At 52.9% G+C, this 20,223-nt stretch carries 18 protein-coding genes and 1 tRNA gene; 12 read left to right on the forward strand and 7 right to left on the reverse strand.

Features of this window, described 5'->3' with window-relative positions:
- The first annotated feature begins 125 nt into the window (after positions 1–125).
- A tRNA-Trp gene (locus tag OGV71_RS02055) sits at positions 126–201 on the forward strand.
- A gap of 104 nt (positions 202–305) precedes the next feature.
- Here the strand turns inward: OGV71_RS02055 and hdfR are convergent.
- On the reverse strand, positions 306–1,151 hold the full coding sequence (gene hdfR, locus OGV71_RS02060) for an HTH-type transcriptional regulator HdfR (protein ID WP_085952510.1): 846 nt from the start codon (positions 1,149–1,151) through the stop codon (positions 306–308).
- Positions 1,152–1,257: 106 nt separating this feature from the next.
- On the opposite strand from hdfR, the gene maoP reads away from it, so the two are divergent.
- Positions 1,258–1,596 carry a macrodomain Ori organization protein MaoP gene (gene maoP, locus OGV71_RS02065; RefSeq protein ID WP_003018025.1) on the forward strand — a complete coding sequence of 113 codons (339 nt, stop codon included), beginning with the start codon at positions 1,258–1,260 and terminating at the stop codon, positions 1,594–1,596.
- A 24-nt stretch (positions 1,597–1,620) separates the two neighbouring features.
- Here the strand turns inward: maoP and OGV71_RS02070 are convergent, their stop codons facing one another.
- Positions 1,621–3,141: a YifB family Mg chelatase-like AAA ATPase gene (locus OGV71_RS02070; RefSeq protein WP_204583146.1), complete on the reverse strand. Its 1,521-nt coding sequence runs from the start codon at positions 3,139–3,141 to the stop codon at positions 1,621–1,623.
- A gap of 351 nt (positions 3,142–3,492) precedes the next feature.
- Between OGV71_RS02070 and ilvL the strand changes: the two genes are divergently transcribed.
- The 6 genes from ilvL (at position 3,493) to ilvA (ending at position 10,045) form a co-directional block, all read left to right on the forward strand.
- Entirely contained in the window at positions 3,493–3,591 is a 99-nt protein-coding gene (gene ilvL, locus OGV71_RS02075; RefSeq protein WP_001311244.1) for an ilv operon leader peptide, read from the forward strand.
- A gap of 139 nt (positions 3,592–3,730) precedes the next feature.
- Positions 3,731–5,377 (forward strand): acetolactate synthase 2 catalytic subunit, encoded by a 1,647-nt coding sequence (gene ilvG, locus OGV71_RS02080; protein ID WP_204583145.1) that lies wholly within the window; start codon positions 3,731–3,733, stop codon positions 5,375–5,377.
- Positions 5,374–5,637, forward strand: a complete 264-nt coding sequence (gene ilvM, locus OGV71_RS02085; RefSeq protein ID WP_003018017.1) for an acetolactate synthase 2 small subunit — start codon at positions 5,374–5,376, stop codon at positions 5,635–5,637. Before ilvG ends, ilvM begins: the two co-directional genes overlap by 4 nt.
- A 17-nt stretch (positions 5,638–5,654) precedes the next feature.
- On the forward strand, positions 5,655–6,584 hold the full coding sequence (locus tag OGV71_RS02090; protein ID WP_003018014.1) for a branched-chain amino acid transaminase: 930 nt from the start codon (positions 5,655–5,657) through the stop codon (positions 6,582–6,584).
- A gap of 60 nt (positions 6,585–6,644) precedes the next feature.
- Complete coding sequence (gene ilvD / locus OGV71_RS02095; RefSeq protein ID WP_003844609.1) at positions 6,645–8,495, forward strand: dihydroxy-acid dehydratase; 1,851 nt, start codon at positions 6,645–6,647, stop codon at positions 8,493–8,495.
- 5 nt (positions 8,496–8,500) lie between these two features.
- Positions 8,501–10,045, forward strand: coding sequence for a threonine ammonia-lyase, biosynthetic (gene ilvA, locus OGV71_RS02100; RefSeq protein WP_003018007.1), 1,545 nt, complete (start codon positions 8,501–8,503; stop codon positions 10,043–10,045).
- A gap of 63 nt (positions 10,046–10,108) precedes the next feature.
- Here ilvA and fabV read toward each other — a convergent pair whose 3' ends face one another.
- Together fabV and ilvY are read right to left on the reverse strand one after the other, a co-directional pair.
- Positions 10,109–11,302 carry an enoyl-ACP reductase FabV gene (gene fabV / locus OGV71_RS02105; RefSeq protein WP_048220134.1) on the reverse strand — a complete coding sequence of 398 codons (1,194 nt, stop codon included), beginning with the start codon at positions 11,300–11,302 and terminating at the stop codon, positions 10,109–10,111.
- Positions 11,303–11,474: 172 nt separating this feature from the next.
- Positions 11,475–12,377: an HTH-type transcriptional activator IlvY gene (ilvY, locus tag OGV71_RS02110; protein WP_057102263.1), complete on the reverse strand. Its 903-nt coding sequence runs from the start codon at positions 12,375–12,377 to the stop codon at positions 11,475–11,477.
- 164 nt (positions 12,378–12,541) lie between these two features.
- Here ilvY and ilvC point away from each other — a divergent pair, with 164 nt between their 5' ends.
- On the forward strand, positions 12,542–14,017 hold the full coding sequence (gene ilvC, locus OGV71_RS02115) for a ketol-acid reductoisomerase (RefSeq protein ID WP_003844614.1): 1,476 nt from the start codon (positions 12,542–12,544) through the stop codon (positions 14,015–14,017).
- Positions 14,018–14,136: 119 nt separating this feature from the next.
- Here ilvC and ppiC read toward each other — a convergent pair whose 3' ends face one another.
- Positions 14,137–14,418 (reverse strand): peptidylprolyl isomerase PpiC, encoded by a 282-nt coding sequence (gene ppiC / locus OGV71_RS02120; RefSeq protein WP_003017999.1) that lies wholly within the window; start codon positions 14,416–14,418, stop codon positions 14,137–14,139.
- 84 nt (positions 14,419–14,502) lie between these two features.
- On the opposite strand from ppiC, the gene rep reads away from it, so the two are divergent.
- Positions 14,503–16,524, forward strand: coding sequence for a DNA helicase Rep (rep, locus tag OGV71_RS02125; protein WP_204583144.1), 2,022 nt, complete (start codon positions 14,503–14,505; stop codon positions 16,522–16,524).
- 47 nt (positions 16,525–16,571) lie between these two features.
- Here rep and gppA read toward each other — a convergent pair whose 3' ends face one another.
- Positions 16,572–18,053: a guanosine-5'-triphosphate,3'-diphosphate diphosphatase gene (gene gppA / locus OGV71_RS02130; protein WP_003017996.1), complete on the reverse strand. Its 1,482-nt coding sequence runs from the start codon at positions 18,051–18,053 to the stop codon at positions 16,572–16,574.
- A 136-nt stretch (positions 18,054–18,189) separates the two neighbouring features.
- The gene (gene rhlB / locus OGV71_RS02135; RefSeq protein WP_003017994.1) at positions 18,190–19,458 is read right to left on the reverse strand and encodes an ATP-dependent RNA helicase RhlB; all 1,269 of its coding nucleotides are present in this window, start codon (positions 19,456–19,458) and stop codon (positions 18,190–18,192) included.
- A 143-nt stretch (positions 19,459–19,601) separates the two neighbouring features.
- Here rhlB and trxA point away from each other — a divergent pair, with 143 nt between their 5' ends.
- Positions 19,602–19,931, forward strand: a complete 330-nt coding sequence (gene trxA / locus OGV71_RS02140) for a thioredoxin TrxA (RefSeq protein ID WP_001280776.1) — start codon at positions 19,602–19,604, stop codon at positions 19,929–19,931.
- Between the two features lie 130 nt (positions 19,932–20,061).
- On the forward strand, positions 20,062–20,181 hold the full coding sequence (locus OGV71_RS02145; protein WP_049259789.1) for a rho operon leader peptide: 120 nt from the start codon (positions 20,062–20,064) through the stop codon (positions 20,179–20,181).
- Positions 20,182–20,223 lie beyond the last annotated feature (42 nt).

Here is a 20,223-nt window from a genome sequence, read left to right on the forward strand (position 1 = left end):
CGGTAGTTCAGTTGGTTAGAATACCTGCCTGTCACGCAGGGGGTCGCGGGTTCGAGTCCCGTCCGTTCCGCCACTTATTAGAAAATTAAGCCTGCTTAGTAGCAGGCTTAATGATAAGAAAATTTAGGGGCGTAGCTCAGTTGGTAGAGCACCGGTCTCCAAAACCGGGTGTCGCGAGTTCGAGTCTCTCCGCCCCTGCCAGAAACAATCCTTAGCATTCTTGCTAAGGATTTTTTTTATCTGCAATTTGCGCTGTGCCTTCCCTTCCAGTTGTTTTATTCTCGGCATCCTTGCCCGTATTTTCTTTAATCTTCCAGAATATTCGTTCTCAGCAAGTCGCAAATCAGTGCATGTTTATCGCTGTTTTGCAGCCAGACTGCATATAACGGGCGCGAAAGGGTTGTGCTGTCAGTAACCGTATGGAGATCGCTTTTACCTTTAGCCCAACTGACCGGAAGCCAGCTAAAGCCTCTAAGGACTGAAAGTTGCTGCCTGGCCAATTCTGCCGAACTGGTGGTGAGTACCGGCACTTCATCTCCCGCAATCAATCCCGCTTCGTGTTGCTGAAAGTCAGGTCCCCATTCCAGACGCAGATAATTCAGTTCATCCTTGGTTTGTGAAGGAGAACTGCAATAGAGCGCCAGCGTGAAATATCCCAACAGTTGGCTGCTAAATTCGTCCATTTTGGGCGTTTCGGTAGTAATCAGTAGATCAAGCTGTCGTTCATGGAGCTGTTTTACTAACGACTGTCGCTGAGCGATCCTCGCTTCAAACTGCAGGCTGGATTGCGGCTCCTGGGATTGGTACAAACGCCCCAGCCAGCCATTAAGCATGCATTCCCAGAGGGATGCGCTGGCACCAATAGAAAACTCGTTATGCCGCGAGGTATTAGCAACCTCCTTACGTGCGGCTTGCCACGTATTCATCAGCGTTTCAGCGTAAGGCAGTAATTTTTCACCTGCAGCGGTTAAACGGATATTGTTTCTGTGTCGGGTGAACAGGTTTACACCCAATTGATTTTCCAGTTGTCTGATCCGGAAACTAACCGCTGATTGGGTCAGATAGAGCGCTTCAGCAGCTCTGCCAAAGTGGCGTGTCCGGCTAACTTCCAGGAAAGTTTTTAACAATTCCGTATCCACAACTCGCTCCATAAAATTATTTGTCGTTATGATTTAAATCTTTTGTTTGACGCTCTGTCAAGCGTAACTAATACTCCGCGCCATAAATAGCTCGGCCAAAGAATTAGGAGCGTGCAGGATGGCGGAAAGCTTTACGACGACTAATCGATATTTCGATAATAAATATTATCCCCGCGGATTCTCCCGTCATGGTGATTTCACCATTAAAGAAGCACAACTGCTTGAGCGTCACGGTTATGCTTTCAATGAGCTGGATCTGGGCAAGCGTGAGCCGGTAACGGAAGAAGAAAAACTGTTTGTTGCGGTATGCCGTGGTGAGCGCGAACCGGTTACCGAAGCTGAACGTGTGTGGTCCAAATACATGACGCGCATTAAGCGTCCAAAACGCTTCCACACGCTGTCTGGTGGGAAACCTCAGGTGGAAGGTGCGGAAGATTACACCGAATCTGATGATTAATAAAAAAGGGCGAAAGCCCTTTTTTTATGCCAGTAGTTTCTGCAAATGAATGAGTAATCTGTCTATCGCCCGATACCCAACAGCCTCCTGTAAGTGCTGGCGAGAGATATGGTCAGATTGCTCTATATCCGCGATCGTTCGAGCGACCTTTATCAGGCGTAACCAGGCGCGGATGGATAATCCGAGATGCGCGAGCGTTTCTTCAAGCCACTGTGCATCGTCGCTGCGCAGTGGACAGTATTTATGGATATCCTGACTGTCCAGATGCGCGTTTAACTTATTTTGTCGTCGATACTGACGATCTCGCGCTGCCATAACACGTTGCTTCACCGTTGCGCTATCTTCCCCTTTTACCTGGTTCTGGCTGAGTATCCCGGGCGGTGGCAAAGGGATTTCGAGAGAGAGATCGAAGCGGTCAAGAAATGGGCCTGATAATCGATTGAGGTAGCGTAGCGTCTGCTCTGGGGTACAGCGGTTATGGTTCCCCTGATAATGGCCTGTTGGGCTGGGATTCATGGCGGCTATGAGTTGAAAGCGAGCGGGATAGGTGATTTTTGCTCTGGTGCGGGATAGATGTATCTGTCCGGACTCAATAGGTTCGCGCAGTGCATCCAGCGTGCGCCGCTCAAACTCGGGTAGTTCATCCAGAAATAGTATGCCGTTATGCGCCAGAGAGATCTCGCCTGGCGCAGGAATAGAGCCTCCACCGACCATGGCGGTTAATGAAGCACTGTGATGCGGAGAGCGAAAAGGGCGTTGTTTCCACTGTTTCTGTAGCGTGTCGGAATTGACCAGACTAAGAATCGCGGCGCTTTCCAGTGCCTCATCGTTACTCAGTGGCGGAAGCAATCCTCTCAGGCGACTGGCCAGCATGGTCTTACCCGTACCCGGAGGGCCGATGAGTAAGAGGTTATGACCGCCAGCTGCGGTAAGCTCCAGCCCGCGTTTACCCTGTTCCTGGCCGATAACATCGCTCAGATCATCTGCTAATGCGCAGGGGGTAAAATCTGCCGATGATGGTCTGTCTAAATCATGCTTACCTTCGAGGAATGCGCATACGGTCTGTAAATGATCGGCTATCAGGCACCCTTCACCGTGTATTAGTCCAACTTCAGCTGCATTCTCTTTTGCGACAATAATTCTCCTCCCTGCGCGAATGGCTTCGGTTGCACTTGATATCGCACCGGGAACGCCGCGTAACGCGCCTGTAAGCGCTAATTCGCCTACCAGCTCATATGTATCGAGATTATGGGTAGTAAGCTGCTCAGAAGCGGCCAGAAGCGCAACTGCGATAGGTAAATCGTATCGTCCCCCTTCTTTTGGGAGATCGGCCGGAGCGAGGTTTATGGTTATCTTCTTTGCCGGGAATTCATAACCGCTATTAATTACCGCACTGCGAACCCGATCGCGAGCCTCTTTTACCGTTGTTTCGGGTAATCCCACCATGGTTAAACCAGGCAAACCGTTGCTGATATGTACCTCGATGGTAATGGCTGGCGCATTCACGCCCAACGCAGCGCGTGTGTGAACAATCGATAGTGACATAAGCCCTCCTGATGAAAGCATTATGTCGCAATACATCGCGGCAAGATTTCACATAATTACGGTTTTTAGAGGCTTATTCCCGTGTTTTTATGTAGCTCAACACTGATTGCATAAAGTCTGGAATAGCGCTCGCAAACGCTTTTGAATGGCGTTTTTAGTAGGGAATGGTTGCCGAGAATCACCTGAAAAGTGAAATATTTTCACTTTTGATTTTTTGTTTAAAAAACAACGATATTTATCTAAACCGTTAACGTCGTCAGAAAAACGAATAAAAAAATATCTTGTGTCATTTGCAAATTCTATGGTAACTCTTTAGGTATTCCTTCGAACAAGATGCAAGAAAATACAAAAATGACAGCCCTTCTACGAGTGATTAGCCTGGTCGTGATTAGCGTGGTGGTGATTATTATCCCACCGTGCGGGGCTGCACTTGGACGAGGAAAGGCTTAGAAAACAAGCCTTAACGAACTAAGACCCCCGCACCGAAAGGTTCGGGGGTTTTTTTTGACCTTAAAAACATACACGAGGAGCAGAAAGTGAACGGTAGCATAAAATTCTGTTTCTCAAGATTTCCGGCGGGGATGTAACTATGAATGGGGCACAGTGGGTGGTACATGCGTTGCGTGCACAAGGGGTTCAAACCGTCTTTGGTTATCCTGGTGGCGCAATTATGCCGGTTTACGATGCGTTATATGACGGCGGCGTAGAACACCTGTTGTGCCGACACGAGCAGGGCGCGGCAATGGCAGCAATTGGCTATGCCCGTGCGACCGGTAAAACCGGCGTGTGTATCGCCACTTCCGGGCCTGGTGCTACCAACCTGATCACGGGCCTTGCCGATGCACTGTTAGATTCAGTTCCTGTGGTGGCGATCACCGGCCAGGTGGCATCACCTTTCATCGGAACGGATGCGTTCCAGGAAGTGGACGTTCTGGGTATGTCTCTGTCCTGCACCAAACACAGTTTCCTGGTGCAGTCACTGGAAGAGCTGCCGCGCATCATGGCTGAAGCTTTCGCTGTAGCGAATTCCGGTCGTCCGGGGCCGGTTCTGGTTGATATCCCGAAAGACATCCAATTGGCCAGCGGTACGCTGGAGCCGTATTTTACGACAGTCAAAAACGTAGAGGTTTTCCCGCACGCTGACGTTGAGCAGGCGCGTAAAATGCTGGCACAAGCGCAGAAACCTATCCTGTACGTAGGTGGCGGCGTTGGTATGGCGCAGGCGGTCCCGGCCCTGCGTGAATTTATCGCGGTAACCCAAATGCCGGTCGCCTGCACGTTGAAGGGGCTGGGCGCAGTAGAGGCTGACTACCCATACTATTTGGGTATGTTGGGAATGCACGGCACTAAAGCGGCAAATTTCGCGGTGCAAGAATGTGATTTACTGATTGCAGTGGGCGCGCGTTTTGATGACCGGGTGACCGGCAAGTTGAATACCTTCGCACCAAACGCCAGCGTGATCCACATGGATATCGACCCTGCGGAAATGAACAAGCTGCGCCAGGCGCACGTAGCATTGCAGGGTGATTTAAATTCTCTTCTGCCGGCATTGCAGCAATCGCTGAAGATTGACGCATGGCTTCAGCATAGTGCTGAACTGCGCACAGAGCATACCTGGCGCTATGATCATCCCGGTGAGGCTATCTACGCACCACTGTTGTTGAAGCAGTTGTCCGATCGCAAACCCGCGGACAGCGTAGTGACAACGGATGTTGGCCAGCATCAGATGTGGTCGGCGCAGCATATGACCTACACCCGCCCGGAAAATTTTATCACCTCGAGCGGCTTGGGTACGATGGGCTTTGGCTTGCCAGCTGCGGTTGGCGCGCAGGTTGCTCGCCCGAACGATACGGTAATCTGTATCTCCGGTGACGGTTCCTTCATGATGAATGTACAGGAGCTCGGCACCGTAAAACGCAAGCAGCTGCCGCTGAAGATAGTTTTACTCGACAACCAGCGGTTAGGCATGGTGCGACAATGGCAGCAGCTGTTTTTCCAGGAACGTTATAGCGAAACCACCCTTACCGATAACCCCGATTTCCTCATGTTGGCCAGTGCCTTCGGCATCCCAGGTCAACACATCACCCGTAAAGACCAGGTTGAAGCGGCACTCGACACCATGCTGAACAGCGAGGGGCCATACCTGCTTCATGTCTCAATCGACGAACTTGAGAATGTCTGGCCTCTGGTACCGCCAGGTGCCAGTAACTCAGAAATGCTGGAGAAATTATCATGATGCAACATCAGGTCGCCGTTGAGGCTCGGTTCAATCCGGAAACGTTAGAACGTGTTTTACGCGTGGTACGCCATCGCGGTTTTCAGGTGTGCTCCATGAATATGGAAGCCGCCAGCGATGCGCAAAATATAAATATCGAATTGACCGTTGCCAGCCCCCGGTCGGTCGACTTACTGTTTAGTCAGTTAAGTAAACTGGTAGACGTTGCACATGTTGCTATCTGCCAGAGCACAACCACATCACAACAAATCCGCGCCTGAGCGCAAAAGGAAGAAAAATGACGACGAAAAAAGCTGATTACATTTGGTCTAATGGCGAGATGATTCGTTGGGAAGACGCTAAGGTTCACGTGATGTCCCACGCGCTGCACTACGGTACTTCTGTATTTGAAGGCATCCGTTGCTACGATTCTCACAAAGGGCCGGTGGTGTTCCGTCATCGTGAACATATGCAGCGTCTGCGTGATTCAGCCAAGATCTATCGTTTTCCGGTTTCTCAGAGCGTTGATGAGCTGATGGAAGCTTGCCGTGAGGTGATTCGTAAAAACAATCTGACCAGCGCCTATATCCGTCCGCTGGTGTTTGTTGGCGACGTGGGGATGGGCGTTAACCCGCCAGCGGGATACACCACTGACGTGATCATCGCTGCGTTCCCGTGGGGCGCTTACCTTGGTGCTGAAGCGCTGGAACAGGGGATCGACGCGATGGTTTCTTCCTGGAACCGCGTTGCGCCGAACACCATCCCTACAGCGGCTAAAGCGGGCGGTAACTATCTGTCTTCGCTGCTGGTGGGTAGTGAAGCGCGTCGTCATGGCTATCAGGAAGGCATTGCGCTGGATGTGAATGGTTACATCTCTGAAGGCGCGGGTGAAAACCTGTTTGAAGTAAAAGACGGCATTCTGTTTACCCCGCCGTTTACCTCTTCTGCACTGCCGGGTATCACCCGTGACGCGATCATTAAGCTGGCGAAAGATCTCGATATCGAAGTGCGTGAGCAGGTGCTGTCCCGTGAATCGCTGTACCTGGCCGACGAAGTGTTCATGTCCGGTACCGCGGCCGAAATCACCCCAGTACGCAGCGTCGATGGTATCCAGGTGGGCGAAGGCCGCTGTGGTCCGGTCACCAAACGCATCCAGCAGGCCTTCTTTGGCCTCTTCACCGGTGAAACGGAAGATAAATACGGCTGGTTGGATCAGGTTAATCAATAAACATAAATTTGGGACGGCACGCACCGTCCCAATTATTAGACAGACGGGAGTTAATCAAGCATGCCTAAGTATCGTTCTGCTACCACCACCCACGGCCGCAATATGGCGGGTGCCCGCGCACTGTGGCGCGCCACCGGGATGACCGATGATGACTTCGGTAAACCGATTATCGCAGTGGTGAACTCTTTTACCCAGTTTGTGCCGGGTCACGTCCACCTGCGCGATCTCGGTAAATTGGTTGCCGAACAAATTGAAGCCTCAGGCGGCGTGGCGAAAGAGTTCAACACCATTGCTGTGGATGATGGTATCGCCATGGGGCACGGTGGCATGCTGTATTCACTGCCGTCCCGCGAGCTGATTGCTGACTCCGTTGAGTACATGGTTAACGCCCACTGCGCCGATGCGATGGTCTGCATCTCTAACTGCGACAAAATCACCCCTGGGATGTTAATGGCCTCTTTGCGCCTGAATATTCCGGTGATCTTTGTTTCCGGCGGTCCGATGGAAGCCGGGAAAACCAAGCTCTCTGACCAAATCATCAAGCTCGACTTGGTTGATGCCATGATTCAGGGCGCTGACCCGAAAGTCTCCGACTCACAAAGCGAGCAGGTTGAACGTTCCGCCTGTCCAACCTGCGGCTCCTGCTCCGGCATGTTCACCGCCAACTCAATGAACTGCCTGACCGAAGCGCTGGGCCTGTCGCAGCCGGGTAACGGTTCGCTGCTGGCGACTCACGCCGACCGTAAAACGCTGTTCCTTAACGCGGGTAAACGCATCGTTGAGCTGACTAAACGCTACTATGAGCAGGATGATGCTTCTGCGCTTCCGCGCAACATTGCCAGCAAGGCGGCGTTTGAGAATGCCATGACGTTGGATATCGCCATGGGCGGCTCCACCAACACCGTTCTGCACCTGCTGGCGGCAGCGCAGGAAGCGGAAATCGACTTCACCATGAGTGATATCGACAAGCTGTCCCGCAAAGTCCCACAACTGTGTAAAGTGGCGCCGAGCACGCAGAAATACCATATGGAAGACGTGCACCGCGCAGGCGGCGTACTGGGTATTTTAGGCGAACTGGATCGTGCCGGACTGCTGAACCGCGACGTGAAAAACGTGCTGGGTCTGACTCTGCCGCAAACGCTTGATCGGTATGACGTGATGTTGACCAAAGACGACGCGGTGAAAAAAATGTTCCGCGCCGGACCGGCGGGCATCCGTACCACCCAGGCGTTCTCGCAGGACTGCCGTTGGGATACGCTGGATGACGACCGCGCTGAAGGCTGCATCCGCTCGCTGGAACATGCTTACAGCAAAGACGGCGGTCTGGCAGTCCTGTACGGTAACTTTGCGGAAAACGGCTGTATCGTAAAAACTGCAGGCGTGGATGACAGTATCCTGAAATTCACCGGCCCGGCAAAAGTGTATGAAAGCCAGGACGATGCGGTTGAAGCAATCCTCGGCGGTAAAGTGGTGGCTGGCGACGTGGTTGTCATTCGCTACGAAGGGCCGAAAGGCGGGCCAGGCATGCAGGAAATGCTCTACCCAACCACCTTCCTGAAATCGATGGGCCTCGGCAAGGCTTGTGCGCTGATTACCGATGGTCGTTTCTCCGGTGGTACTTCGGGGCTTTCCATCGGTCACGTTTCTCCGGAAGCGGCCAGCGGCGGTAATATCGCGATTATCGAAGATGGTGACATGATTGCAATCGATATCCCGAATCGTGGCATTCAACTGCAACTGAGTGATGCGGAAATCGCTGCGCGCCGTGAAGCGCAGGAAGCTCGCGGTGACAAAGCCTGGACGCCAAAAGATCGTCAACGTCAGGTCTCCTTTGCTCTGCGCGCCTACGCCAGCCTGGCAACCAGTGCCGACAAAGGTGCGGTGCGCGATAAGTCGAAGCTCGGGGGATAATGACTATGGCGGATTCACAACCTCTATCCGGTGCTCCTGAGGGCGCTGAATATCTCAGAGCGGTACTGCGTGCGCCGGTATACGAAGCGGCACAGGTAACGCCGCTACAGAAAATGGAAAAGCTCTCTTCGCGCCTCGATAACGTCATTCTGGTGAAGCGCGAAGACCGTCAACCCGTTCATAGCTTCAAGCTACGCGGTGCCTATGCCATGATGGCGGGCTTGACCGAAGAGCAAAAAGCGCATGGGGTCATCACCGCATCGGCGGGTAATCATGCTCAGGGTGTCGCGTTCTCTTCTGCGCGATTAGGCGTGAAGGCGCTGATTGTCATGCCAACGGCTACCGCCGATATCAAAGTCGATGCCGTTCGCGGCTTCGGCGGAGAAGTGCTGTTGCACGGCGCGAATTTTGATGAAGCCAAAGCCAAAGCGATTGAACTGTCACAGCAGCAGGGTTTTACCTGGGTTCCACCGTTTGATCATCCGATGGTGATTGCCGGGCAGGGCACGCTGGCGCTGGAGCTGCTCCAGCAGGACGCTCATCTCGATCGCGTATTCGTGCCTGTTGGTGGTGGCGGATTAGCGGCAGGTGTTGCGGTGCTGATTAAACAGCTGATGCCGCAAATCAAAGTGATTGCCGTGGAAGCGGAAGATTCGGCCTGCCTGAAGGCGGCGCTGGATGCCGGTCATCCGGTGGATCTGCCGCGTGTGGGTCTCTTTGCCGAAGGCGTAGCGGTGAAACGTATTGGCGATGAAACCTTCCGTCTGTGCCAGGAATATCTCGACGATATTATCACTGTCGATAGCGATGCTATTTGTGCGGCAATGAAAGACCTGTTCGAGGATGTACGTGCGGTGGCTGAGCCTTCCGGGGCGCTGGCGCTGGCGGGGATGAAAAAATACATCGCCCAGCATAATATTCGCGGCGAGCGTCTGGCGCATGTTCTTTCCGGCGCTAACGTTAACTTCCATGGCCTGCGCTACGTTTCCGAACGTTGCGAGCTGGGGGAACAACGTGAAGCCCTGCTGGCGGTGACCATCCCGGAAGAGAAGGGAAGTTTCCTGAAGTTCTGCCAGCTGTTGGGTGGCCGTTCGGTAACGGAGTTTAACTACCGCTTTGCCGATGCGAAAGACGCCTGCATTTTTGTCGGTGTACGCCTGAGCCGTGGGCTGGAAGAGCGTAAGGAAATCCTGCAACTGCTCAACGAGGGCGGCTACAGCGTGGTGGATCTGTCTGATGACGAGATGGCGAAGCTACACGTGCGCTATATGGTCGGTGGACGTCCGTCGAAACCCTTACAGGAACGTCTCTACAGCTTCGAATTTCCTGAATCGCCGGGGGCGTTGCTCAAATTTCTGCATACCCTGGGGACGCACTGGAATATTTCATTGTTCCACTATCGCAGTCACGGTACCGACTATGGTCGCGTACTGGCGGCGTTTGAGTTGGGGGAACACGAGCCTGATTTTGAAACGCGGCTAAATGAACTGGGTTATGACTGTCACGATGAAACGCATAACCCGGCGTTCAGGTTCTTCCTTGCGGGTTAACAACAGCCATTAAAAAAGGGTTCATGTAAAAACATGAACCCTTTTTGCTACTGTATCAGCAGATTACAGCGTGATAACGTCGAATTCGACTTCGGTGTTCACGTCAGCGTCGTAGTCCACGCCGTCGAGACCAAAACCGAACAGGTTCAGGAATTCCTGCTTGTAGCCTGCATAATCGGTTTCTTGCGCCAGGTTTTCGGTGGTGATCAGCGGCCACAGGTCGCGACATGCCTGCTGAATGTCATCACGCAGTTCCCAGTCATCCATACGGATACGCTGGTTGTCATCAAGCGCCACTTTGTCACCGTACAGGCTGGTGGTCATCAGACGGTTGATTTGCTCGATACAACCTTCATGAATCCCCTGTGCTTTCATCAGCTTGAAGACCATGGAGATGTACAGCGGCATCACTGGAATGGCGGAAGACGCCTGAGTGATAACGGATTTCAGTACGGCAACGTTCGCGGAACCGTTCAGCGGAGCCAGCTGGTTACGCAGTTCGCCCGCGGCGCGATCAAGGTCTTCTTTCGCTTTGCCCAGCGCGCCGTGCCAGTAGATTGGCCAGGTCAGGTCGGTACCGATGTAGGAGTAGGCTACGGTTTTCACGCCGTCAGCCAGCACGCCCGCTTCGCTCAGCGCGCCCATCCACAGTTCCCAGTCTTCGCCGCCCATTACGGTAACGGTGTTCTGCACTTCTTCTTCGGTTGCCGGCTCAATGCTGGCGGTGATGATCTGATCTTTGTTGGTATCGATCGCTTTAGAAGTGTAAACCTCACCGATTGGCTTCAGCGCAGAACGGACGATTTCACCGGTTTTCGGCATTTTACGCACTGGGGAAGCCAGTGAATAAACGACCAGGTCAATCTGACCCAGGTCTTCTTTTATCAGTTTGATCACTTCATCACGGCATTCGTCAGAGAACGCATCGCCGTTGATGCTTTTGGCGTACAGACCTTCACGCTTAGCTGCTTCATCGAAAGCGGCAGAGTTATACCAGCCCGCGGAGCCCGGTTTGGTATCCGTGCCCGGTTTTTCGAAAAATACGCCGATAGTGGCGGCTCCGCTGCCAAAGGCGGCAGAAATTCTGGAAGCCAGACCGTAACCGGTGGAAGCACCGATCACCAGCACGCGGGACGGGCCGTTCTCGATTTTCCCGTTCTGCTTAACATACTCGATCTGCTTTTCCACGTTGACTTTGCAGCCAGTCGGATGGGTCGTTGTACAGATGAATCCACGAATTTTTGGTTTGATTATCATAATGATGGCTAATTAAGTTTGTATTTTCGCTGTCAAGTGCGCAATGACACCGTCTGTTCTGGCCTGCTTAACGCGATGGTTAACAAGCCCCCCACTACAATGGATCACGACATTATACAGAAAAGGAGTGCCAATACTGAATCTACCACTGATTTTAGGCCTGACGCTGGCGCTAGTCGGCAGATTTACGTTCCAGAACAATCTTCCAAAACGCGTCGATCAGCGGTTCATGCAGTCGTTTTTTCGGCGCGCAGACGCCGAGCTCGAACGGCGTTTTCTCGTCGCTGCGTTCTAAAATCATCACGCGGTTACGTACCGGCTCCGGGCTGTTTTCCAGCACCACTTCCGGCAGCAGCGCCACGCCGCAGCCCAGCGCCACCATTGAGACCATCGCTTCGTGGCCACCCACCGTGGCATAAATCGATGGGTTGCTGATTTTGTGACGGCGAAACCACAGCTCAATGCGGCGGCGGACCGGCCCCTGGTCGGCCATGATAAACGGCACCGTCGACCAGTCGGGTTTCTCGACGGAAACCTGGTTACGCACCGGGCAGGGCAGCGCCGGGGCGATCAACACCACCGTCAGATTCTCCAGCATCGAGAACGCTACCGCGCCGGGCAGTGTCTCGGGCTTACCGGCAATCGCCAGATCGGCTTCACCAGTGACCACTTTGTCCATCGCATCGGCGGCGTCGCCGGTGGTGAGCTTAATTTCCACCGATGGATGCTCGGCGCGGAAACGATCGAGAATGGGTGGCAGATGGCTGTATGCCGCAGTTACCGAACAGAAAATATGCAGTTCGCCCGACAGCGACGGCCCTTGTTGATCGAGGGTGTGGCGCAGCTGCTGGTATTGCAGCAGCGTCTGCTGGGCGAATACGCGCAGCTCTTCGCCCGCTTCGGTCAGCGTGACCGTACGGTTATCGCGCACAAACAGCGGCTGCCCGAGATCTTCTTCCAGGCGCTGAATCTGGCGCGAAAGCGTGGAGGGACTGACGTGCATTGCCCGTGCGCTGCGGCCAAAGTGGCGGCTATCCGCCAGATGCAGGAACATTTTCAGATCGCGTAAATCCACAGACGAGCCTCCGATTTTCTACGTTGCATAAATTGCAATGTGACGTTGTGAATATATCAATTTCCGCAATAAATTTCCTGTTGTAATGTGGATTCAATCTCGCAAATACAAATCTGCGAACCGAATAATAAGCACCACAACACAACATCACGGAGTACACCATCATGGCTAACTACTTTAATACACTGAACCTGCGCCAGCAGCTGGCACAGCTGGGTAAATGTCGCTTTATGGGCCGCGACGAATTCGCCGATGGTGCGAGCTACCTTCAGGGTAAAAAAGTGGTCATCGTCGGCTGTGGCGCTCAGGGTCTGAACCAGGGCCTGAACATGCGTGACTCCGGTCTGGATATCTCCTACGCACTGCGTAAAGAAGCCATTGCTGAGAAGCGTGCTTCCTGGCGTAAAGCGACCGAAAACGGCTTCAAAGTGGGTACCTACGAAGAGCTGATCCCGCAGGCTGACCTGGTGGTTAACCTGACGCCAGACAAGCAGCACTCCGACGTTGTACGTTCGGTACAACCGCTGATGAAAGATGGCGCGGCGCTGGGCTATTCACACGGCTTCAACATCGTCGAAGTGGGCGAGCAGATCCGTAAAGACATCACCGTTGTGATGGTGGCACCGAAGTGCCCGGGTACTGAAGTTCGTGAAGAGTACAAACGTGGCTTCGGTGTACCGACCCTGATCGCCGTTCACCCGGAAAACGATCCGAAAGGCGAAGGTATGGCTATTGCTAAAGCCTGGGCTGCGGCCACCGGCGGTCACCGTGCGGGCGTGCTGGAGTCCTCCTTCGTTGCGGAAGTGAAATCTGATCTGATGGGTGAGCAGACTATCCTGTGCGGTATGCTGCAAGCCGGTTCTCTGCTGTGCTTCGATAAGCTGGTGGAAGAAGGTACTGACCCGGCATATGCTGAAAAACTGATTCAGTTCGGCTGGGAAACCATCACCGAAGCGCTGAAGCAGGGCGGCATCACCCTGATGATGGACCGTCTGTCTAACCCGGCGAAACTGCGTGCTTATGCGCTGTCCGAACAGCTGAAAGAGATTATGGCGCCGCTGTTCCAGAAACACATGGACGACATCATTTCCGGCGAATTCTCTTCCGGCATGATGGCTGACTGGGCTAACGACGATAAGAAACTGCTGACCTGGCGTGAAGAGACCGGTAAAACCGCGTTCGAAACCGCCCCGCAGTTTGAAGGTAAAATCGGTGAGCAGGAGTACTTCGATAAAGGCGTTCTGATGATTGCGATGGTGAAAGCGGGCGTTGAGCTGGCGTTCGAAACCATGGTGGATTCCGGCATCATCGAAGAATCTGCGTACTACGAATCACTGCACGAGCTGCCGCTGATCGCGAATACCATCGCCCGTAAGCGTCTGTACGAAATGAACGTGGTTATCTCCGATACCGCAGAATACGGCAACTACCTGTTCTCTTACGCTTGCGTACCGCTGCTGAAAGAGTTCATGACCACCCTGCAGACCGGCGACCTGGGCAAAGCGATTGCCGAAGGTGCGGTAGACAACGCGCAGCTGCGCGATGTGAACGATGCGATTCGCAGCCACGCTATCGAGAAAGTGGGCCAGAAACTGCGTGGCTATATGACCGATATGAAACGCATTGCCGTTGCTGGCTAAATAGGATGTCGGGTGGCGCTTGCGCTTACCCGACCTACGCACAGCAGATGTAGGCCGGATAAGGCGTAGCCGCCATCCGGCAAAAAAATCCCGGCGCCTGAACGCTCCGGGATTTTTTATTAGTTACGGTACAGCACCTTAATGATGTGATAACCGAACTGGGTATGCAGCGGGCCGGTCGGCTCCAGCACCGGGCAGGAGAAGACGACTTTATCGAACGCCGGAACCATCTGGCCCTGACGGAATTCACCTAAATCACCGCCGCGTTTGCCTGATGGGCAGATAGAGTGTTTCTTCGCCAGCTTGCCGAAGTCTGCGCCGTTTTTAATCTGTTCCAGAAGATCCAGTGCCAGTTTCTCTTCTTTAACAAGGATATGCACTGCTGCTGCTGTTTTTGCCATGATCGTGCCTTGAGTGGGGTGGTTAAGGCTGGCTATACTACCACGCTGTTATTCTCCCCTCCCGACTTTCATGAGTGACCCTTTATGCGTTTGAACCCCGGACAACAACAAGCCGTCGAATTCGTCACCGGACCTTGCCTGGTGTTGGCGGGAGCGGGTTCCGGCAAGACGCGTGTTATCACCAACAAAATCGCCCATCTGATCCGTGAATGTGGTTATCAGGCACGCCATATTGCGGCCGTGACCTTTACCAATAAGGCTGCGCGCGAGATGAAAGAGCGCGTGGCGCAAACGCTGGGTCGTAAAGAGGCGCGTGGGTTGATGATCTCCACCTTCCACACCCTGGGACTGGATATCATTAAGCGTGAATATGCGGCGCTGGGGATGAAGTCTAACTTCTCGTTGTTTGACGATACTGACCAGGTGGCCTTGCTCAAGGAACTGACCGAAGGGCTAATCGAAGACGATAAGCTTATCCTCCAGCAGTTGATCTCGACGATCTCCAACTGGAAAAACGATCTGATGACTCCGGCACAGGCGGCAGCCAGTGCAAAGGGTGAGCGCGATCGTATTTTTGCCCACTGCTATGGTCTGTATGACGCGCATATGAAGGCGTGTAACGTCCTCGATTTTGACGATCTGATCCTGCTTCCCACGCTACTGCTACAGCGCAATGAAGAAGTGCGTGAGCGCTGGCAAAACAGAATCCGCTACCTGCTGGTGGATGAATATCAGGATACCAACACCAGCCAGTACGAGCTGGTGAAGTTGCTGGTAGGTAAACGCGCGCGCTTTACCGTCGTGGGCGATGACGATCAGTCGATCTACTCCTGGCGCGGCGCCCGTCCACAGAACCTGGTACTGTTAAGCAAAGATTTTCCGGCTTTGCAGGTGGTGAAGCTGGAGCAAAACTACCGTTCATCAGGTCGCATCCTTAAGGCGGCGAACATCCTTATTGCGAACAATCCACACGTCTTTGAAAAGCGACTCTTTTCCGAGTTGGGTTACGGTGCCGAACTGAAGGTACTGAGTGCCAACAATGAAGAGCACGAAGCGGAACGCGTGACCGGGGAATTAATTGCCCATCATTTTGTGAACAAGACGCAGTATAAAGACTACGCCATCCTGTATCGCGGTAATCATCAGTCGCGCGTGTTCGAAAAGTTTCTAATGCAGAACCGTATCCCGTACAAAATTTCCGGCGGAACGTCGTTCTTCTCGCGTCCGGAGATTAAAGATCTGCTGGCTTATCTGCGCGTGCTGAGCAACCCGGATGACGATAGCGCATTTTTGCGGATCGTAAACACGCCAAAACGTGAAATCGGCCCGGCCACGCTGCAAAAGTTGGGGGAATGGGCGATGACACGTAATAAAAGCCTGTTTACCGCCAGCTTTGATATGGGGCTTAGCCAGACACTGACCGGGCGCGGGTATGATTCTCTGACTCGCTTTACGCACTGGCTGGGGGAAATTCAGCGTCTGGCGGAGCGTGAGCCGGTTGCCGCTGTGCGCGATCTTATCCACGGTATTGATTACGAATCCTGGCTGTATGAAACCTCGCCGAGCCCGAAAGCGGCTGAAATGCGTATGAAAAACGTCAATACGCTGTTCAGTTGGATGACGGAGATGCTGGAAGGCAGTGAGCTGGAAGAGCCAATGACCCTGACCCAGGCTGTTACCCGCTTTACCCTACGCGACATGATGGAACGTGGAGAGAGTGAAGAAGAGCTGGATCAGGTGCAATTGATGACACTGCATGCCTCAAAAGGGCTGGAGTTCCCATACGTGTTTATGGTGGGAATGGAAGAAGGATTTTTGCCGCACCAGAGCAGTATCGATGAAGACAATATCGACGAAGAACGTCGTCTGGCTTATGTAGGGATTACGCGTGCACAAAAAGAGCTCATCTTCACGCTATGTAAAGAGCGTCGTCAGTACGGTGAGCTGGTGCGTCCGGAACCGAGTCGTTTCCTTCTGGAGCTGCCACAGGATGACGTTATCTGGGAGCAAGAGCGAAAAGTGGTGAGCGCAGAGGAACGGATGCAAAAAGGTCAGGCCAGCATCGCTAATATTCGGGCAATGATGGCGAAAGCTAAAGCGAAGTAGGTATTTTATGGGCCGGATATGTGTAAGCACTATCCGGCAACCAACATCTAATGAACGTCCAGCGGCCAATGGACATAGCTTTGCCACTGGCTTTCCTGATCGATTAACTCTTTACCCAGCGGATGATGTTCCAGCCAGCCTTCTGGTAGAGTGACCGTCAGGTGCTCGTTTCTTGCATCCAATTGAATTTCCGGCACAAGATCGTCACGGCGACGACTGGCGAAGATGATCGCCAGGCGTAGCAAACGACAAAGATGCTCCGCGATGCGCGGTGGCACTGCGTTTTGCTGGTGGAGCGAAGAGAGATCGACGGGATTGGTCTGGTTGAGTAACAGCGTCGCTAGCAGTTTCTTTTGCGCAGGGGTAAAACCCGGGAGATCGAGATTGCGCACCAGATAAGCGGCATGCTGTGGTGCCTGTTTAAAATCAACGCTTAGGCCAATTTCATGCAGCTGACAGGCACTAATCAGTAATTCGCGGCTAATCGGTTCAAGATGCCACTTTTTTTCTACCTGATCGAGAAATTTAGTCGCTAAATTGGCAACGCGATGTGCTTGCTCTGTATCGACCATAAAGCGACGCTGGATATTGCGTAATGTGCGGCTTCGAATATCCTGATCCACCGCCAGATGCAGCATACCGTAGACCAGACCTTCACGTAATGCGCCGCCGGCCAGGGTCATGCATTGAATGTTCAGTTCGGTGAAAATAGCAATCAGAATGGCCAGCCCGCTGGGGAAAACCAGCGCACGTTCCAGCGTTAACCCTTCGATTTCCAGCTCTTCCAGACGACCGCAGTGAATGGCGCGCTGCTTAAGCTGCTGAAGTTTGGCCAGCGTAATGCGCTCATCCATGCCCTGCGCCATCATGATTTCCTGCAACGCCTGGACGGTGCCAGAGGCACCAACGCAAACTTTCCAGCCATGAAAACGCAGTTTGTCGGCGACCGGGCGCAGAACTTCGCGAGCGGCTTTCTCGGCCTCGTCAAAGTTTTCCTGTGCCAGATTACGATCGGTAAAATAGCGTTCGAGCCAGGTGACGCAGCCCATTGACAGGCTGAACAGGGAAGTGGTTTGCGCGCCAGAACCGGTAACCAGTTCAGTGCTGGCCCCGCCAATGTCGACGACCAGACGCTGATCTGCACCGCCGGTAGTGTGGGCCACACCTTGATAAATCAGGCGCGCTTCTTCTTCACCGCTAATCACCTGGACAGGGCAGCCGAGGATCTCTTGCGCTTTAGCAATAAACACATCGGCATTTACGGCGATGCGTAATGTTGCCGTGGCGACCACGCGGATTTGTGGATGCGGGATATCCTGCAGACGTTCTGCAAACAGGCGCAAACATTGCCAGCCGCGCTCCATTGCTTCAACAGAGAGCTCGTTGTCACCGTTGAGTCCAGCAGCCAGACGCACTTTGCGTTTGATACGAGTGAGCGTCTGGATGCTTCCTGCCACCTCGCGTACAACCAGCATATGAAAACTATTTGATCCGAGATCGATTGCCGCATACAGCGAAGTAGAATTCATACACTTCATCCTTCAACCTGTATCTGTGTTGGCTGCGTTCTCTCACCCGAATCACTTACTAAAGTAGGTTCATCAGGATTCGTTTTCTTGCCGCCTTGATACAGGCTGAATGATTTTGTGTATGGCATAACTTTTCTTAACCTGAACGACGACGATTACGCGGAGCACCACCGGTACGGCGTGGGCCATTGCCTGTGCGCGGGCGCGTTAAGCGCAAAGGCTTCGGCAGATCGGTCATTAGCGCATCCGGGTTATATTTGCTGACCGGAATCGAGTGGCCGATATAGGTCTCAATTGCGGGTAAATTCAGCGCGTACTCTTCACAAGCGAGGCTGATAGAGTGACCGCTTGCACCAGCACGACCGGTACGACCGATACGGTGAACGTAATCTTCACAGTCATCCGGCAGGTCATAGTTAAATACGTGCGTTACGGCTGGGATATGCAGACCACGTGCAGCAACATCCGTCGCAACGAGAATGTCGATATCGCCACGGGTGAATTCATCAAGGATTCGCAGACGTTTTTTCTGCGCCACGTCACCGGTCAGCAGACCGACACGATGGCCGTCTGCAGCAAGGCTGCCCCAGATATCTTCACAACGATGCTTGGTGTTAGCAAAAACAATGGCGCGATCTGGCCACTCTTCTTCAATCAGCGTTTGCAGCAAACGCATTTTCTCTTCGTTGGAGGGGTAGAAGAGCTCTTCTTTAATGCGATGGCCAGTTTTCTGTTCCGGTTCGACTTCAACGTACTCAGCGTTATTCATTTGTTCGAACGCCAGTTCGCGAACGCGATAAGAGAGGGTTGCAGAAAACAGCATATTCAGACGTTGGGTGGTTGGCGGCATACGACGGAACAGCCAACGGATATCTTTAATAAAGCCCAGATCGTACATACGATCGGCTTCATCCAGCACCACGACCTGAATCGCGCCCAGATTAATGTGGTTCTGTTTTGCATAGTCGATGAGACGACCGGTCGTGCCGATAAGAATATCGACGCCGCTTTCCAGCACTTTCAGCTGTTTATCGTAACCGTCGCCGCCATACGCCAGGCCTAATTTCAGACCAGTGGTCTGTGCCAGCGGCTCGGCATCGGCGTGGATCTGCACGGCTAACTCACGCGTTGGCGCCATAATTAACGCACGCGGTTGGTTCACCTTGCGATCGGCAATCGCGGGATGAGAGAGAAGATAATGAAACGTTGACGTCAGGAACGCCATCGTTTTTCCGGTACCGGTTTGCGCCTGCCCGGCAACATCACGACCAGCCAGCGTTAGCGGCAGCGCGAGGGCCTGAATGGGCGTGCAGTTATGAAAGCCTTTGTTTTCAAGGGCTTCTATCACCTTTGGGTGCAGGGCGAAGTCGGAAAACTTCTGTTCTGTTAAATGTGTTTTGCTCATAGTGTGGTAGAATATCAGCTTACTATTGCTTTACGAAAGCGTATCCGGTGAAATAAAGTCAACCTTTAGTTGGTTAATGCTACATCAACACGTCGTTGATTAATGCTACACCAATGCACCAGGCTTATTCCTGTGGAGTTATTATGAGCGATAAAATTATTCACCTGACTGACGACAGTTTTGACACGGATGTACTCAAAGCGGACGGAGCAATCCTCGTTGATTTCTGGGCAGAGTGGTGCGGTCCGTGCAAAATGATCGCTCCGATTCTGGATGAAATCGCTGACGAATATCAGGGCAAACTGACGGTTGCTAAATTGAACATTGACCAAAACCCAGGCACCGCGCCGAAGTATGGTATCCGTGGCATCCCGACCCTGTTGCTGTTTAAAAACGGCGAAGTTGCGGCGACAAAAGTCGGCGCGCTGTCCAAAGGTCAGTTGAAAGAATTCCTCGACGCTAATTTAGCGTAAGGAAGTCTCATGATCGGGCGACCATACTTCGAAATGATTCGGATGACTGGACGCCCGACTTGAGTCGTGCTAAGTTAGTGTTGACTTCGTATTAAACATACCTTATTAAGTTTGAATCTAGTTATATCCAATACTTCCCGTTGTTTCTCGCGCGAGAAGTGGACAGATTCCTGGCTTGTCACTCAATCCGTCTTGTCGTTTCAGTTCTGCGTACTTTCCTGTGACCAGACAGCGAACAGACATGAGTTGATGGCCGTAAACAGGCATGGATGACCCTGCCATACCATTCACA

Source organism: Citrobacter sp. Cf088, assembly GCF_030334295.1.
Taxonomy (GTDB): Bacteria; Pseudomonadota; Gammaproteobacteria; order Enterobacterales; family Enterobacteriaceae; genus Citrobacter; species Citrobacter freundii.

What these genes read in the sequence shown, in the direction of transcription:
- gppA (WP_003017996.1), bottom strand. Translation starts at nt 18,053, where the DNA reads ATGAATTCTACTTCGCTGTATGCGGCAATCGATCTCGGATCAAATAGT.
- trxA (WP_001280776.1), top strand. Translation starts at nt 19,602, where the DNA reads ATGAGCGATAAAATTATTCACCTGACTGACGACAGTTTTGACACGGAT.
- maoP (WP_003018025.1), top strand. Translation starts at nt 1,258, where the DNA reads ATGGCGGAAAGCTTTACGACGACTAATCGATATTTCGATAATAAATAT.
- ilvD (WP_003844609.1), top strand. Translation starts at nt 6,645, where the DNA reads ATGCCTAAGTATCGTTCTGCTACCACCACCCACGGCCGCAATATGGCG.
- hdfR (WP_085952510.1), bottom strand. Translation starts at nt 1,151, where the DNA reads ATGGAGCGAGTTGTGGATACGGAATTGTTAAAAACTTTCCTGGAAGTT.
- rhlB (WP_003017994.1), bottom strand. Translation starts at nt 19,458, where the DNA reads ATGAGCAAAACACATTTAACAGAACAGAAGTTTTCCGACTTCGCCCTG.
- ilvA (WP_003018007.1), top strand. Translation starts at nt 8,501, where the DNA reads ATGGCGGATTCACAACCTCTATCCGGTGCTCCTGAGGGCGCTGAATAT.
- ilvC (WP_003844614.1), top strand. Translation starts at nt 12,542, where the DNA reads ATGGCTAACTACTTTAATACACTGAACCTGCGCCAGCAGCTGGCACAG.
- ppiC (WP_003017999.1), bottom strand. Translation starts at nt 14,418, where the DNA reads ATGGCAAAAACAGCAGCAGCAGTGCATATCCTTGTTAAAGAAGAGAAA.
- OGV71_RS02090 (WP_003018014.1), top strand. Translation starts at nt 5,655, where the DNA reads ATGACGACGAAAAAAGCTGATTACATTTGGTCTAATGGCGAGATGATT.
- rep (WP_204583144.1), top strand. Translation starts at nt 14,503, where the DNA reads ATGCGTTTGAACCCCGGACAACAACAAGCCGTCGAATTCGTCACCGGA.
- ilvL (WP_001311244.1), top strand. Translation starts at nt 3,493, where the DNA reads ATGACAGCCCTTCTACGAGTGATTAGCCTGGTCGTGATTAGCGTGGTG.
- ilvM (WP_003018017.1), top strand. Translation starts at nt 5,374, where the DNA reads ATGATGCAACATCAGGTCGCCGTTGAGGCTCGGTTCAATCCGGAAACG.
- fabV (WP_048220134.1), bottom strand. Translation starts at nt 11,302, where the DNA reads ATGATAATCAAACCAAAAATTCGTGGATTCATCTGTACAACGACCCAT.
- OGV71_RS02070 (WP_204583146.1), bottom strand. Translation starts at nt 3,141, where the DNA reads ATGTCACTATCGATTGTTCACACACGCGCTGCGTTGGGCGTGAATGCG.
- ilvG (WP_204583145.1), top strand. Translation starts at nt 3,731, where the DNA reads ATGAATGGGGCACAGTGGGTGGTACATGCGTTGCGTGCACAAGGGGTT.